The 15845-nt window shown below is 49.6% G+C and carries 18 protein-coding genes; 16 read left to right on the forward strand and 2 right to left on the reverse strand.

The features are described 5' to 3' along the window. The first annotated feature begins 9 nt into the window (after window positions 1-9). The 11 genes from H8730_RS01255 to H8730_RS01305 all read left to right on the forward strand — a co-directional run bounded on the left by H8730_RS01255 (window position 10) and on the right by H8730_RS01305 (window position 10752). Window positions 10-1293, forward strand: coding sequence for a sugar ABC transporter substrate-binding protein (locus H8730_RS01255; protein WP_177715397.1), 1284 nt, complete (start codon window positions 10-12; stop codon window positions 1291-1293). A gap of 23 nt (window positions 1294-1316) precedes the next feature. After that, window positions 1317-2198 (forward strand): carbohydrate ABC transporter permease, encoded by an 882-nt coding sequence (locus tag H8730_RS01260; protein ID WP_177715399.1) that lies wholly within the window; start codon window positions 1317-1319, stop codon window positions 2196-2198. Further along, on the forward strand, window positions 2198-3067 hold the full coding sequence (locus H8730_RS01265; protein ID WP_177715401.1) for a carbohydrate ABC transporter permease: 870 nt from the start codon (window positions 2198-2200) through the stop codon (window positions 3065-3067). The genes H8730_RS01260 and H8730_RS01265 overlap by 1 nt, the downstream gene beginning before the upstream one ends. A gap of 42 nt (window positions 3068-3109) precedes the next feature. Then, the gene (locus H8730_RS01270) at window positions 3110-4684 is read left to right on the forward strand and encodes a glycoside hydrolase family 32 protein (RefSeq protein ID WP_177715403.1); all 1575 of its coding nucleotides are present in this window, start codon (window positions 3110-3112) and stop codon (window positions 4682-4684) included. Further along, complete coding sequence (locus tag H8730_RS01275; RefSeq protein WP_177715405.1) at window positions 4671-5648, forward strand: LacI family DNA-binding transcriptional regulator; 978 nt, start codon at window positions 4671-4673, stop codon at window positions 5646-5648. Before H8730_RS01270 ends, H8730_RS01275 begins: the two co-directional genes overlap by 14 nt. 17 nt (window positions 5649-5665) lie before the next feature. Continuing rightward, entirely contained in the window at window positions 5666-6640 is a 975-nt protein-coding gene (locus H8730_RS01280) for a carbohydrate kinase family protein (protein WP_177715409.1), read from the forward strand. 360 nt (window positions 6641-7000) lie between these two features. Continuing rightward, the gene (gene fba, locus H8730_RS01285; protein ID WP_177716794.1) at window positions 7001-7864 is read left to right on the forward strand and encodes a class II fructose-1,6-bisphosphate aldolase; all 864 of its coding nucleotides are present in this window, start codon (window positions 7001-7003) and stop codon (window positions 7862-7864) included. Between the two features lie 102 nt (window positions 7865-7966). Beyond that, window positions 7967-8245, forward strand: coding sequence for a DUF1294 domain-containing protein (locus H8730_RS01290; protein ID WP_177716796.1), 279 nt, complete (start codon window positions 7967-7969; stop codon window positions 8243-8245). A 109-nt stretch (window positions 8246-8354) separates the two neighbouring features. Beyond that, on the forward strand, window positions 8355-9197 hold the full coding sequence (locus H8730_RS01295) for an undecaprenyl-diphosphate phosphatase (RefSeq protein WP_177716798.1): 843 nt from the start codon (window positions 8355-8357) through the stop codon (window positions 9195-9197). 22 nt (window positions 9198-9219) lie between these two features. Next, entirely contained in the window at window positions 9220-10116 is an 897-nt protein-coding gene (locus H8730_RS01300; protein WP_177716800.1) for a radical SAM protein, read from the forward strand. Between the two features lie 126 nt (window positions 10117-10242). Further along, the gene (locus tag H8730_RS01305; protein ID WP_177716802.1) at window positions 10243-10752 is read left to right on the forward strand and encodes a hypothetical protein; all 510 of its coding nucleotides are present in this window, start codon (window positions 10243-10245) and stop codon (window positions 10750-10752) included. A 64-nt stretch (window positions 10753-10816) separates the two neighbouring features. On the opposite strand, the gene H8730_RS01310 is transcribed toward H8730_RS01305, so the two are convergent. Then, window positions 10817-11263, reverse strand: a complete 447-nt coding sequence (locus tag H8730_RS01310; protein WP_177716804.1) for a helix-turn-helix domain-containing protein — start codon at window positions 11261-11263, stop codon at window positions 10817-10819. Window positions 11264-11275: 12 nt separating this feature from the next. Further along, window positions 11276-11854, reverse strand: a complete 579-nt coding sequence (locus H8730_RS01315; protein ID WP_177716806.1) for a flavin reductase family protein — start codon at window positions 11852-11854, stop codon at window positions 11276-11278. Window positions 11855-12096: 242 nt separating this feature from the next. On the opposite strand from H8730_RS01315, the gene H8730_RS01320 reads away from it, so the two are divergent. The 5 genes from H8730_RS01320 to prfA all read left to right on the forward strand — a co-directional run bounded on the left by H8730_RS01320 (window position 12097) and on the right by prfA (window position 15837). Next, a complete protein-coding gene (locus tag H8730_RS01320) occupies window positions 12097-12432 on the forward strand; it encodes a hypothetical protein (protein ID WP_177716808.1) in 336 nt (111 codons plus the stop codon). Window positions 12433-12627: 195 nt separating this feature from the next. After that, window positions 12628-12843, forward strand: a complete 216-nt coding sequence (rpmE, locus tag H8730_RS01325) for a 50S ribosomal protein L31 (protein WP_177716810.1) — start codon at window positions 12628-12630, stop codon at window positions 12841-12843. Window positions 12844-12912: 69 nt separating this feature from the next. Further along, window positions 12913-13887 carry a DUF1385 domain-containing protein gene (locus tag H8730_RS01330; RefSeq protein WP_177716812.1) on the forward strand — a complete coding sequence of 325 codons (975 nt, stop codon included), beginning with the start codon at window positions 12913-12915 and terminating at the stop codon, window positions 13885-13887. After that, on the forward strand, window positions 13884-14777 hold the full coding sequence (gene prmC, locus H8730_RS01335; RefSeq protein WP_177716814.1) for a peptide chain release factor N(5)-glutamine methyltransferase: 894 nt from the start codon (window positions 13884-13886) through the stop codon (window positions 14775-14777). The genes H8730_RS01330 and prmC overlap by 4 nt, the downstream gene beginning before the upstream one ends. Then, window positions 14770-15837, forward strand: coding sequence for a peptide chain release factor 1 (gene prfA, locus H8730_RS01340; RefSeq protein ID WP_249289194.1), 1068 nt, complete (start codon window positions 14770-14772; stop codon window positions 15835-15837). The genes prmC and prfA overlap by 8 nt, the downstream gene beginning before the upstream one ends. Window positions 15838-15845 lie beyond the last annotated feature (8 nt).

Consider the following 15845-nt stretch of genomic DNA (forward strand, 5'->3'; position numbering starts at 1 on the left):
GGAATGAACATGCGCAAAAAAGGACTTTGTATCGTATTGGCGGTGTGTATGATGGTGTTCTCATTGACTGCATGTGCCGGCACATCCGGCGAATCAGGCGGCGCATCAGTCACTCTCACCTTCCTGAATTCGAAAGGTGAGATTCAATCTGCCCTGGAGGATCTGGCAAAGCTCTATCGGGAGAAGACGGGAGTGGCCATTGAAATCATTGCCTGCCCGGCTGGCGGATCCCCTTTCGAAAAAATTTCAACCATGTACAACTCCGGTACACCGCCTACAATGGCGATGCTGGACACCACGGATATCGTCGCCCTGTACAGAGAGAGGGCGCTGGATCTGTCTGGCGAAAGATGGGTGGAGGACGGCGGTGGTCAGGTCTATCGCATTGAGGGAAGCGTATACAGCTTTCCTCTAGGGGTCGAGGCGAAGGGCCTAATCTATAACAAAACGATTATCGAAACCACATTGGGGAGACCCTTTGACCCAAAGGAAATCAATACACAGGATAAGCTTCGAAGCTTATTCGAAGAACTCCAACAGGCAGGAGTGCCGCCCATGTGCCTTTCGAAAGAGGATTGGTCTCTTGGCTCCCACGTCATCGGGTACTTCTATGAGTCCCAGTCGCAGGAGCTGGATGAGATCACGGAATTCACCAACTCCCTTCGAAGAGGCGAGGTGGACGTGGCGGAGGATCCGCGGTTTAATGGGCTGATGGATACCTTCGATATCCTGCGGGAGTATAATATTAGTAAGGACAATCCTCTGGCAGCAGATTATGCAGTTGATCCCTCCTATATCGCAGATGGAGAGGTGGCCTTTTGGTTCAACGGCAATTGGGCGTGGCCCAACATCGTCGATTTTATTGAGGGAGAACAGGAGCTAGGGCTCATGCCCATGCCGATCAGCAATGATCCGGAGGATTTTGCAAACCAGGTTCTGCTGGGGACAGGTTCGAAGCAGGTGATGATCGATAAAGTTAAGGCGTCAGAAGAAGAAGTACAGGCGGCAAAAGATTTCCTAAATTGGCTGGTGTATGATCCCGATGGGCAGAAAGGAATGGCGCAGGATCTGAACCTAGTTCCAGCATTCTCCAATATCCAACTCTCCCCGACGGATCCTCTCGGACAGACAATCCAAGCGTACGTCCGTGAGGGGGCGACTGTCTTCGGCCCTATCATCCCCTCGGATCACTGGTCCATCGTGGGGGCGTACATGCAGCAATATCTAGCGGGAAAATCAGACCGCGTGGAGCTAGCCAACAATATTGAGAAGTATTGGATGTCACTTGAATAAATCAGGAAGGGGAGCGCAATGCGATGAATGAAAATACAAAACGCGGGAAATTTCTACTATTCCTTATTTTCGTCGGCCCAGCTTTGCTCTGTTTTTTCGCTGTTGTGATCGTGCCATTTCTATACGGCATCTACTTAACCTTTACCAATTGGGATGGAATCAGCCCAAATCACGATTTTGTGGGCTTTACGAATTATGTTGCCGTGTTTCGGGATTCGGAATTTTGGAAAGCGCTGCTTTTGACATTACAGTATGTGGTCTTTTCGGTGCTGTTGATCAACGTGATCGCATTTATCCTCGCCTATCTCCTCACAAGTGGGGTGAAGGGGCAGAGTTTTCTGAGATCCGCATTCTTTACGCCAAACCTTATCGGTGGAATCATCCTGGGATTTATCTGGAGCTTTGTTTTTTCCAGAGCCCTTGTGTCCGTGGGACAGACACTTAACATTCCTCTATTTAGCCAATCTTGGCTGACGGATCCGACGAAGGCCTTCTGGGCTTTGGTCGTCGTCACAGTTTGGCAGTACTCTGGATATATGATGATTATCTATATTGCGGGATTTACCGGAGTCCCGAAGGATGTGCTGGAGGCGGCCAGTATCGACGGTTGTACCGGATTTCAGACAGTTCGCCATATTATTTTGCCATTGATGGTGCCCTCCTTCGTCATCTGCCTGTTTTTGTCGATCCAGCGCTGCTTTATGGTCTATGATTTGAACCTTTCCCTGACGGGAGGCGAACCCTATGGCAGTACGATCATGGCGGCTATGCATGTGTATCAGAAGGCGTTCCTGTCAAAGCAGTACGGGACGGGACAGGGGGAAGCATTTATCTTATTCCTGGTGGTGGCGGCAATTACCTTAACCCAAATCTATCTTGGCAAGCAGAAAGAGGTGGATGCGTGATGAAACAAAAAATCAACAACACAATCGGTGGGAAGAAGGCAAAAGCGTCCAGCGCCGTGAAGACGGTTATATTGTCTGCTCTGCTGCTGGTGTACATGCTGCCATTTTTGATCATCCTTGTAAATTCGTTTAAAGGGAAGCGCGCCATCGTTCGGACGCCATTGGTGCTCATCGATCCCCACGGGCCGACGGTCCAGAACTTTGTCAAGGCATTTGAGAAAATGGATTTCGTAAAGTCCTTTATGAATTCGACAGTGATTACGGTGGTGAGCGTGGCGCTGATCATACTGGTCGCCTCCATGACAGCGTATTTCTTCGTCCGAAAGAACTGGATGATTAATAAGGTGATCTTCGCCATGATGTTGACGGCTATGATCATTCCCTTTCAGGTCATTATGATTCCTTTAGTCTCGATCTATGGCGGTCAGCTTGGACTTTTGGATCACCGCGCCACGCTGATCTTTATGAATGTGGGATTTGGGGTCGCCATGGCGGTGTTCATCTACCACGGATTTATTAAGACAGGGGTTCCCGTTTCACTGGAAGAGGCGGCGACCATTGACGGTTGTAATCAGGTCCAAATCTTTTTTAAGATTGTATTTCCCCTTCTGAAGGCGACCACCGCCACCGTCACAGTGTTGGATGTCCTGTGGATCTGGAATGATTATCTATTGCCCTCCCTTGTGTTGACGAAAAAGAGCCTATTTACCCTGCCCTTATCCACGTACGCTTTCTACGGGACGTATACCATCGACTATGGGGCGATTATGGCAGCGCTGGTGCTGACGACGATTCCGGTCATCATCCTCTACATTTTTTTACAGAAGCAGATTATCAGCGGAGTGGTTGCGGGTGCTGTGAAAGCGTGATATAATACTTACATTGATTGGGGAAAGAGGAGGTGTGCCAGAATGGACAGGACAATTCAGATTATAAAGAAGTACCTGTGGTTTCCCATTTACACGGGAGCAAAACAGACCGTCATAGAACTGTGGAGTCAAGGTGAGAAGGTGGCTGAATTTAAGATTGGAGTTCCAGAGGATGGAATCCCGGAACCGGACTACTGGGCACCCTTTCTCGCAGAAAAATGGCGTGGCAGTGACCTTCACGCAAGGGGAGATGTGCCCGCTGCCCTGTGGGAGCAAATCCGTCAGGAGGATGCCCGCCCAAAGCGGGAGGGCGTCCATCCACAGCTGCATTTTACACCGGACGCGGGATGGATCAATGACCCCAATGGATTGGTCTTTCACGGGGGATGGTATCATCTTTATTTTCAATACAATCCCTATGATACTTCGTGGAATGATTGTCACTGGGGGCACGCCGTTAGCCGGGATCTGCTGCATTGGGAACAGAAGGATACGGTGTTATATCCAGATGGCGACGGGACTGTGTACTCCGGATGTGGGCTTGTGGACCGTCGCAATGAATGGGGGCTAGGGCAGGACGCGCTGCTATTCTTTTATACCTCTGCCGGCGGGGAAAATCGATGGTCCCAGGGAAAGCCCTATACACAGTGCATGGCCTACAGCGTTGATGGCGGCAATACCTTGCGGCGAGAACCGGCGATGCGCATCCCCAACTACGCCAAGGGAAACAGAGATCCAAAGGTTTTCTATCATGAGGACTCGAAAGCGTACTGCATGGCCTTGTACTTTGATGGCAATCGGTTCGGCATCTTTCGCTCACCGGATCTTCACACCTGGCAGTTGTCCCAGGAGATAACGCTGGAGACGGCCTGGGAGTGCCCGGATCTCTTTCCCCTGCCGGTCGAGGGGGAAGACGGGGAAAAATGGGTATTTTGGTCCGCGGATGGGTTTTACTTTGTCGGGGATTTTGACGGATATGGTTTCTATCCTCAGCAGGTTAAGAAGTCGGCCTATCTGGGGACGGTGCCTTACGCGGCGCAGACCTATTGGGGGACAGGAGAAAGGCGAATCAGCTTAGCCTGGCTGAGGACGCGACCACAGCAGAAGCGCTATACAGGGGCCATGTCCCTACCGCATGATCTGTGTCTGTGTAGACGAGATGGGGAATATCGTTTGCGGCTGATTCCATCGGAGGAGATTGAAGCGAGCTTGCAACCCGCTGAGACGTATGAGTTCACATCCTCCGGTGTCTTGTTGAGACAGGGGGAGGAACTCGCCTGGCAGATAAAGCTCCGGTGGAGGCCGGGCGCTGTGGGCGCCACGGAACTAAAAGTTGGCGAGGCCTTGATTCGTTTTGATGTAAATGAAAAAGAGGCGATGGTTGGCGAGGAAAGGTTTGCATTTTCAGAGCAAGAAGGGGTTCGGCTCATTGTGGATGGAAATATCTTAGAACTCTCGGCAGACCATGATTTGATCTATTTAGCCGCAGAGATTGCGCAGGATATGGAACCGGTGGGAGTCCGGATTCAGACAGACCCGGCTTGCCCGGTGAACATAGAGCTGCGCCGGAGTAAAACCCATGGAAAGGAAGATGGAATAGACAATGGCAACCCTTAAGGATGTAGCGGAGCGGGCAGGCATCACCGTGACAACGGTTTCCCGGGTCTTAAATGATCGTGGCTATATCAGCCAGCAGACGAGAGAAAAAGTGTATCAGGCCATGAAGGATTTGAATTATCAGCCCAACGAAGCAGCTCGTTCTCTGTCCAAAAAACGAATGCAGGTGATCGGCGTTATCGTGCCCTCTGTCATGCATCCTTTTTTCAGCAAAGTCGTCAACTATCTGGAGTACTATGCATCGCTGAATCGGTATAAGATCATGCTGTGCAATTCTTTCCATCAGCGCGATAAGGAGGCGGAGTACCTGGAGATGCTTCGCTCCAACAAGGTATCCGGCATTGTACTGTGTAGCAGGACAGAGGAGACGGAGGCCTTTTCTCAGCTGGACATGCCCTTGATCACCTTTGAACGGTCCATCGCGGGCGATATCCCCTTCGTTGGATGCGACAACTATCAGGGCGGCCAGCTGGCAACAGAACATCTGTATGGAAAGGGATGCCGGATTCTGGCCCATATCGGTGGAACCATCGAGGTGCCCATGCCAGCGGATGCCAGGCGGCAAGGATTTTTGGACACCTGTGCGCGGTACGGTTTGCAGGGGACGGTCTTTAACACCTATGAAGCGCAGTTCCAGGCAATGGAGTACCAAGAGTATATCGTCAAAATTTTGCGAGAGAATCCACAGTTCGATGGCATTTTTGCAAGTAGCGATGTTATCGCAGCCCAGGTTCTACAGGCCTGTTCTCTTTTAGGGATCCGAGTTCCCCAGGATCTAAAGCTAGTCGGATTTGACGATGTGGAGGTGGCTTCCCTTACAACGCCCAAGATCACCACTATCCGTCAGCCGGTGGAAGAGATGTGCCACTACGCGGTGTCCAATATTCTGCACAAGCTGGAGCAGAAAGTGATACCCAACAAGACAGTCCTGCCGGTCCAATTGATTGAACGGGAAACGACATAATGAGAGGAATGAGCAAGATGTTGGATTTAGTATCCCTAGGGGAGTTACTCATTGATTTTACGCCGGTAGGCATTTCGGAACACAACAACCCTATTTTTGAGCGCAATCCCGGCGGTGGACCAGCCAATATGCTCTGTGCGGCTTCCAAGTTGGGGCTTACGACTGGTTTTATCGGGCAGGTGGGCGATGATGCGTTTGGCCATGCCCTCAGGCGAACATTGCAGGAAAATAAGATTGACACAGCGAATCTTCTCTTATCGAAGCAGTACAAGACCACGCTGGCCTTTGTCCATCTGGATGAAGCGGGGGATCGATCGTTTAGCTTCTATCGAAAAAATGGAGCGGATACCATGCTCCGATTCGACGATGTGGATCTGGAGATGCTGGAGCGGACGCGCTGCTTTTTCTTTAGCTCCGTTCTGTTGTCCGAGGGGGATTCCCGGGAGACCAGCTATCGCCTGGCGGAGTACGCCAGGGAACAAGGGGCGCTGACGGTGTTTGATCCGAATCTGAGGGAGAATCTGTGGGAGAACCTGGACGATGCGAAAGCATGTATCCAAAAAGCGTTGCATCTGGCCGATATTGTCAAGGTCTCAGAAGAGGAACTTTATTTTCTGACGGATCACGCTGGGCTGCTGGATGGTGGGCGGATGCTTTTGGAGAGGTATGGGCTAAAAGCGCTGCTGATCACCATGGGAGCGGCGGGGTGCTGTGCAGTGCTGCCGGAATACAGCTTGACAGTTCCTGGATTCGACGTAAAGGCGGTGGACACCACCGCCGCAGGGGACTCTTTCACGGGAGGATTTCTCTATAAACTTCTCGCAGGCGGTTACGACATCGACAGGATTGAGAAGCGAGAGTTATTGCCGATTCTTCGCTTTGCGAATGCGGTGGGAGCGCTGACGACGACAAAAAAAGGCTCCATCCATGCGCTGCCGGATGGAGAGGAAGTGCTAACCTTTTTGCGCCGGCAGGAAGCAACGGAATTCTAAATGAATAGCGCACAGACAATATAGGAATTTCTGTACTGTCTGTGCGCTATTTCCCTATAGAAAAGTCCGCCGAGAGGCGGACATGATTCCGAAGAACCGAAGGTTCTTCCAAAGTTCGCGGAACGCGAACTTATTTCTCCCTATAGAAAAGTCCGCCGAGAGGCGGACCTGATTCGAAGACCCGAAGGTTCTATCCATATGAGAAAACAGAGAATGAGTGGAAGGGCTCTCCTATTTTAAGACTTGCTTTTTAGAAGAATTTGCCGTATAATGATTACGCATATGTTTAAAAAGTGTTTTTTCACTGTATACTAGAGGAAGATACAGGATTGCGCAAAATTGTGGAGGAGGAATCAACAAATGTTAGTTTCAGCAAAGGATATGCTGCAAAAGGCCAAGGCGGGCAAATATGCCGTCGGTCAATTTAATATCAACAATTTGGAGTGGACGAAGGCGGTCCTTTTGACGGCGCAAGAGAATCAGTCTCCGGTGATTCTCGGAGTGTCGGAGGGCGCCGGTAAATATATGACAGGTTTTAAGACGGTAGCCGCCATGGTCATAGCCATGCTTGAAGAGTTGAATATCACCGTGCCGGTGGCCCTACATTTGGACCACGGCGGATACGAAGGTGCGAAGAAAGCCATCGATGCTGGTTTTTCATCGGTTATGTTTGACGGATCGCACTATGACATTGAGGAGAATGTGGAGAAGACGAAGGAGATTATCAGCATCGCCCATGCAAGGGGAATCTCTGTTGAGGCGGAGGTTGGCTCCATCGGTGGCGAGGAGGACGGCGTCGTGGGTGCTGGAGAAGTTGCGGATCCCGATGAGTGTAAACGGATTGCAGATCTGGGCGTCGATATGCTGGCCGCCGGAATCGGCAATATTCACGGAAAATATCCGGCAAACTGGGCGGGCTTGAATTTCCAAGTGTTGGCGAAAATCCAGGAGAAGACGGGGACTATGCCCCTTGTGCTGCACGGCGGGACGGGAATTCCCGAGGATATGATCAAGACTGCGATTTCCCTGGGAGTATCCAAGATCAATGTCAATACAGAATGCCAGCTTTCTTTCGCGGATGCCACAAGGAAATATATTGAAGCGGGTAAAGATCTGGAGGGGAAGGGCTTTGATCCCAGAAAGTTGTTGAAACCTGGCACAGATGCCATTATGGCTACGGTGAAGGAGAAGATGGAACTGTTCGGTTCTGTTAATCAGGCATAATTTTGGATCGAATCGCACAGAAGTTTGCAAAAAATGCACGGGCGCGCCGTTTCTATGGAGGATGAACGCTTCGTGCATTTTTATATAGGGGAGGGACGGTAGATGGGTTGGATTGACTGGTTAGCGGGGTATTGTGCGCTGATGAGCCTTGTATCCTTCATTCAATTTGGCATGGATAAGCGCAGAGCGCAGAAGCATCAGTGGAGAATACCGGAGAAGATTCTGTTTCTGACGGCCATGGCCGGGGGATCACCGGGAGCGATACTGGGAATGGTCTTCTTTCGCCATAAAACGCTGCACAAGAGTTTTCGTGTCGGCCTTCCCATGATTCTGATTTTGCAGGTTAGCGCTCTTGTGGGGATTTATTGTCTACTCCAATAGTTTTGGACTATTTGGGCGCAGACGTCCATATACTGTCATTGTATATTGGACGGAAAGAGCGAGCTAACGATTCAAGAAATGCCGTGAATACGGCAGCATGGAGGAGATTATGGAGACGATTCTATTTTTGATAAAATCGGCTATTTTGGGCATTGTAGAGGGGATCACAGAGTTTTTGCCCATCTCATCGACTGGCCATCTGATCATCGCGGAAAAGCTATTGGCCTTTAGCGGTCCATCGCCCAATTACGTTGAGATGTTTACCTATGTCATTCAGCTGGGGGCAATTCTCGCCATCGTGTTGCTATATTGGAAAAAAATTAAGGACACGCTGATTCACTTTTTTCCAAAGAAGGTTGGATTTGAGCGGTCGGGATTCAAGTTCTGGCTTATGATTGGAATTGCGTGTATTCCAGGCGCCGTCATCGGGATCGCGCTGGATGACATCGCGGACCGCTATCTGTTCAATCCGTACACAGTTGCCATCACTTTGTTCGTAGGAGGGTTCCTGATGATCTGGGCGGAAAAGCGTTTTCGCAGCAATCGTGTGGGGGCGGACCTGTCTGTTTCTCCAAAGCAGGCGATCGTCATCGGTGCCTTTCAGTGCCTTGCCATCATACCTGGCATGTCCCGCTCTGCATCGACCATCATTGGAGGATGGGTGGCAGGCCTCTCGACAGTGGCAGCGGCAGAGTTTTCCTTCTTTCTGGCCATCCCTGTGATGATTGGTATGAGCGCCTTAAAATTGATTAAGATCGGCGGATTGACCAGTATGACATCCCTTGAGATGTACGGCTTGGGAATTGGATTTTTTGTCTCGTTTTTGGTGGCGCTGTTTGTTGTGGATCGTTTTATCGCATTTTTGAAAAAGCGGCCTATGAAGTATTTTGCCTTCTATCGAATCGGATTTGGGCTGCTGGTTCTATTGGCCGGTTATTTCGGGCTTTTTTAATCATATAGCAGGGGGAAGAGGAATGGGACTCTCTGAATTACGCCATTGTAGGCTCTGTCCGCGGCAGTGCGGAGCGGACAGGCTTGCGGGGAAGGCTGGCTTTTGCGGCGCGACGGGGGAGACTGTCCGAGTGGCAAGAGTGGCTCCACACATGTGGGAGGAACCGGTTTTATCCGGGGAGAAAGGTTCCGGCACGATCTTTTTTAGTTCATGTAGCCTGCGCTGTGTCTTTTGCCAAAATATTCAGATCAGCCGCGAAGCCGTTGGAGAAAATTTGTCCATTGAGCAGCTCGGCGACTGTATGTTGGAGCTGCAAGCGCAGGGAGTTCACAATATCAATTTCGTTACGCCGGGGCACTATATACTCCACATCCGGGAAGCGCTTCAAAAGATTCGAGGGCGGGACCTTACGATTCCAGTTGTGTATAACAGCTCAGGATATGAGAGGCCGGAGTCTCTCAGCTTGCTTAAAGGGCTGATCGATATTTATCTGCCGGATTTTAAGTATATGAGCCCAGCGCTCTCGGAGCGGTATTCTAACGCCAGAGACTATAGCCAAGTGGCCAAAACCGCCATTGCGGCTATGGTGGATCAGGTGGGGGCGCCAGTCCTGAGCCGGGAGGGCTATATGGTCCGGGGCGTCATGGTGCGCCATCTCGCCTTGCCAGGCCAGGAGATAGACTCGAAGCGGATTCTTAAGTATTTGTATGAATCCTATGGGGATGAAATCTATATCAGTCTGATGAGCCAGTACACGCCGATGAGCCAGGTCGCGTCCAAATTTCCGGAATTGAACCGCAAGCTCAGCCGCAGGCAGTACGCAAGACTGGTGGAGTATGCGCTTACCCTTGGATTTGATAATGGTTTTATTCAAGAAGGGGATGCAGCCCAGGAAAGTTTTATCCCTCCTTTTATGTAAGGGAGAGATTGTTTATTTCATGTAAAATGTGAACAAAATATGAATTTATTCTTGCGTAGTACCCCAACCTATGGTATACTTACTTTTAGTGAAGTTACATATTTTTATTAGAAAAGGGGTCATGTTATGGAACATTCTTGGAAACTGAATACCATAGCCCTCAGCGTGCTGGCCATTATTCTGGCATATATGGGCTATACGACTCTAGTTTTCCTAATTCTGGGATTTGCGGTCATCGCGCTGAAGGATGAGGAGCTGACTAAGAACATCCTGGACGTATTTTTACTTACTTTGGTCATTTCCATTATTACCAGCTTGCTGAGAACGATCTCCAACGGAATCTACAATTTCTTTGCAGGGATTGTCAGCGATGCCGCCCTTGATGCATGGTATTACGGCATGGCGCGGGCGTTTTACTCCTTTGGCTCTTTTATTCGCAAGGTCTTTAATTTTATTATCGGCCTGATCAATTTGGGAGAGCTGGTGCTCGTCATTCTGTTCCTGCTGGATGTTATCAAGCACAAAAATAAAGGCATTCCCTTTATTCGGAAGTTCACCAATAAATTCTTCATCGGAGTGCAGGAGAGTGTTGCGAAGGAAGAAAAGCAAGATCCGCCGGCATCCTCACAGCAGTAATCGAGATGTTTCTATAGGAAACGGCATTCTTCAACGAGAAGGATGCCGTTTCTAAGTCTGTAGATTATTCCCCTGTGATGGTGGATCGAAGCTGAAAAGACTTCAATGCTTCCTCCAGGGATTGTTTTCCGATGCCGGAAATCCCATTATGTTCTGCATCGGGGTCCAGATGCTCCTGCAATTCTTCCTCCTCGCGCTCCCTGCGCTGTTTCCAGCGGAGGTATCGTATGTAATCGTTGACCTGATTGCGCTGCTGGGCATTCATGGTTTTGACATAGCAGAAGCGGCTGGGGCAGGTGGCCTCTTGGCGCACCGGATTATCCAAAAGATAGTCCAGAGAGACTTGAAAGGCCTTCGCTAAGTCGAGGAGAATGGTTTGATTTTTAGGAAAGCGGTCATCGGCCTCATAGTAGCCAATGACACGGGCGGATACGTGTATTTTCTCTCCCAACTCCTCCTGAGTCCAGCCTGCTTCCTGGCGAAGCGTCTTCACTCGTTCTCCAAATGTCATGCTCGTACCTCCTTATCCCTTTTTTGTTCCGGTCTTTCTCACAGAGTAACCAAAATGTCCCAATTGCTGGCCCAGAGCATAATAGGTTCCGTGGGAGTAGGCGAGAAGATCCGCTTCCTCCAAGTGAAAACGTCCGGCGTCATCGAGGTAGCGATCATCCGCTGCGACACATAGGATGTCGGCCATAAACATATCATGGGAGCCAAGGGGAATAACCTGCCGGACACGACATTCCAGGCTCAGAGGGCTTTCCCCGACCAGAGGCGCGCCCACGGTGAAACCTGGAACCGCTGTGAGGCCCAAGGCATCAAATTTGTGAAGCTCCCTGCCGGATCGGACACCACAAAAATCTGCTGCTTTTGCTAAACGCCGCGTCGTCAGGTTGATGACAAATTCTTTTGTGCGAGAGATCAAAGCGTAGGAATGGCGTTCAGGGCGAATGGATACATAGGTCATGGGCGGATCGGAGCACAGAGTTCCAGTCCAGGCGGCTGTAAAAATATTATAATTATCAGGTTGATCTCCACAGGAGACCATGACGGCCGGCAGCGGGTAGAGCATGTTGCCGGGCTTCCACCTGAGCTTAGACATGATGTAACCTCCTCCATAGCGTAGAAGTCTAGGAAAATCTGTTCATTATTATACCACAAAACAAGTGAACATCAAAGAGATTGAAGGAAAATTTTTTGTTTTAGTTCTGCGTTTGCCAGTGATGGGACCTAGGGATAAAGGAAAGAGGCCAGAGAAATACTGTTGGAGCAGCGTTCTGTCCTACATCGAAATACAATTTTACATGCAAGAATTTGTAATCAAGTTTCTGAGGAGGAATACTATTGCCAAAATTAAAGAAAAGTAAAATAATTATGATTTTAGCGATGGCCTTTATTATGATTCTACTTCTATTTCCAATCAAATTAACATATAAAGATGGAGGAACTACGACATATAATGCAGTTCTTTATAAGGTTATTGTCTGGAATATATTAGATCAAAATGAGCCGGGAGGGTATCGAAGGGGAAGCGAAATTCATCTATTCCCGAATAACTTTCACGATTTGAAGTATTATGAGGAGATTACCTTTCCAAATCAGGAGCGTGATCAGGAGGACGAGAGCGAACATAAAAATAACAGCGATGAGGAAGGAAGTATTCCCTTTAAGATAGCATGAACATCATGCTATAGTGGCGACATACGTAGCTAAGGAATTCGGGGAGCCAAAGGCGTACAACCCACAAACACAGGGATAGGAATCTTAAAAAAAGGATTGAAAAACGAAAAACATTGTGGTATACTATACAGGATTAGCACGTATTTATTGGTCGGAAATCAATATCTACGAATATCCATGAAAGAGGTGAATGGCGTGAAAGAAGGAATTCATCCGAATTATCAGGAAGCTACGGTGAAATGCCACTGTGGAAATGAATTCAAGGTAGGATCCACCATGAAGGAGATTCGAGTTGAAGTCTGCTCCAAGTGTCATCCATTTTATACCGGCACGCAGAAGGCTGTTGCTGCTCGCGGACGTATTGACAAGTTCAATCGCAAATATGGCATTGGCAACACGGAACAAGAATAAGAGAGCAAATAACCGGCTGGAGCATGACTTCAGCCGGTTATTTATGAACGGCGAGGCTAGGAGGTTGTTATGGGAGAGAAGAATACATCATGCAGTACTAAGCTGCTCAGCATAGGCGGACAGGCCGTAATGGAGGGCGTGATGATGAAAGGGGATCATCACTATGCGGTGGCTGTGCGCAAGCCTGATGGAGAGATTCATGTGGATAGCTTTGACTCGGACTCGCTGACGGTTCGGCATAGGATACTGGGATGGCCTTTTATACGGGGCGTCATTCGCTTTGCGGAGTCCCTTGTGATCGGAATGCGAACACTGACATATTCCGCAGGCTTTATCCTGGAGGAAGAGGAGGAGGCTAAAACTCCGGAGACGAAATTTGGCAGGTGGAAACAGGAGCATGGAGACAGTGCGGTGATGGCCGGGACTGTCTTCGTGGCCGTTCTGTTTGCCTTAGCGCTCTTCATCGCCCTTCCAGTCTTCCTATCCCGGCTTCTCAGCAATGTGATCCCATACACTTGGGTCCTAAATATTTTTGAGGGCGTGATTCGCGTTTTACTATTTGTGCTCTACATTGTGGCAATCTCTCAGATGAAGGATATACAGAGAGTCTATGAGTACCACGGGGCGGAGCACAAGACAATCGCCTGCTATGAGGCCGGAGAGAAGCTGACGCCGGAGAATGTAAAACATCATTCCAGGCTGAACCGCCGCTGCGGAACCAGTTTTATCTTTCTGGTCATGGTGATTAGCATCGTAGTCTTCATGTTCATCCAGGTGTCCAATCCATTTCTCAGGATAGGCTATCGGATTTTGCTCATTCCAGTGGTGTCGGCAATATCCTACGAGATTCTGCGGCTGTCTGCAAGGTCAAAGTCAAAAGTATTGGGAGCGTTTGTATATCCTGGTCTTATGCTACAAAAACTAACCACAAGGGAGCCGGATTTGGAGGAAATCGAGGTGGCCATCGCCTCCACCATCCGTGTGCTGGAGACGGAGGACGCGCTGCCTGACAATTTGAAAGTGGAGACGGCGCCGGAAGGATGAGAAAGACTTTGCGGCAAGCCATGATGGACGGCGTACATTTTTTGCAGAGCCATCAGATTGAGGACGCCATATCCGATGGCCGGATCTTATTTGAGGCCGCCTTTTCCATAGATCGAACTCACTATCTGCTCAATGGGGATCAGGAGGCAGATCCAGACAGGGAAAGGGTATACCAGCAGTATTTACGGCAGCGGGTTCAAGGTAAACCAGTTCAATACATCATCGAGGGGCAGGAATTTATGGGACTGTCGTTTTATGTCGATCCGCGAGTTTTAATTCCACGGCAGGACACGGAGACCTTGGTGGAGGCAGTGTTGTCTGACATGGAGGAGCAGAAAATAACCCTTAAAGCAGCGGATATAGGGACTGGGTCTGGCTGCATTGCAGTCAGTATTGCGGCCTTTCGAAAAGAGGCAGTCCAGATGACAGCGACGGACTTATCCGCCGGCGCGCTCCAGGTGGCGGAAGTAAATGCGAGGCGCAATGATGTTTCCCTTCGGCTTCTACAGGGAAATCTATTGGAAGCTCTGCCAGAAGAAGAGAAAAGGACATGGCATTACATTATATCCAACCCACCGTATATTTCAGATCGTGATATGCAGAATTTAGAACGAAATGTTCGAGAATTTGAGCCGCGTTTAGCCTTGAGTGGAGGTGAGGATGGCTTGAAGTATTATCGAGAGTTGGGAGTCCAAGCGAAAGACCATCTCAGGCCAGGGGGACAGTTGTGGTTAGAAATCGGATGGGATCAGGGGAGTTCCGTTTCTCAGATACTGGCGCAGGAAGGATATCAGAATGTCCAAATTCGCAAGGATTTGGCCGGACATGACCGTGTCGTGAGCGCAAGCTATTTAGGGATTGAAAAAGATCGAGGTGAAAATCGTGTTTGAGAGGTTAGAAGGGTTAATCCATCGCTATGAAGAGCTGGGGCACCGCTTGAATGACCCTGCGGTCATCGGAGACCAGGCGCAATGGCAGAAGATTATGCGGGAGCATGCGTCTTTGACTCCCGTGATCGAGACATACCAGCAATATAAAGCGGTGAAAGCGAATATCGAGGATAGTTTGACAATTCTCGAGGAGGAAAGTGATGAAGAGCTGCGGCAGTTGGCGAAGGAAGAACTATCACAAAGCCGAGAGCAGTTGGAGAGGCTGGAACATGAGCTTAAAATATTGTTGCTGCCGAAAGATCCCAATGACGAAAAAAATGTATATGTAGAAATCCGGGCCGGCGCCGGCGGCGACGAGGCGGCCCTGTTTGCCGCTGAGCTTTTTCGCATGTATGGACGCTACGCAGAGCGGAATGGATGGCGGGTAGAGACTGTCAGCTCCAATGAGAATGGCATCGGAGGGTTGAAAGAGATCATTTTCATGGTTCAGGGACAGGGAGCTTTTTCCAAACTGAAATACGAGAGTGGAGTTCACCGTGTCCAGAGAGTACCCGCTACGGAATCAGGCGGAAGGATCCACACTTCGACAGTAACGGTGGCCGTCCTGCCGGAGGCGGAAGACGTGGACGTGGAAATCAATATGAATGACGTGCGCGTGGATGTGTTCCGCTCCTCAGGCAACGGAGGGCAGAGCGTCAACACCACCGATTCCGCCGTCCGCGTCACCCATATCCCCACGGGGATTGTCATCAGCTGTCAGGATGAAAAGTCACAGTTAAAAAATAAGGACAAAGCATTAAAGGTTCTCCGCGCACGGCTGTATGAGATTGAACTGCGAAAACAGCAGGAGGCAGTGAGCGCAGATCGAAAGAGTCAGGTGGGGACAGGAGACCGAAGTGAAAAGATTCGAACCTACAATTTTCCCCAAACGAGAGTCACGGATCACCGGGTCAAGCTGACAACCCACCGGCTGGAAGAGATTCTGGATGGGGATCTGAATGAATTGATTGAGTATATTATCACAGTTGATCAGGCGGAACGCCTGAAACATATGGAATAAAGAGGGAA

Source organism: Bianquea renquensis, from assembly GCF_014384895.1.
Classification (GTDB): Bacteria; Bacillota; Clostridia; order Lachnospirales; family Bianqueaceae; genus Bianquea; species Bianquea renquensis.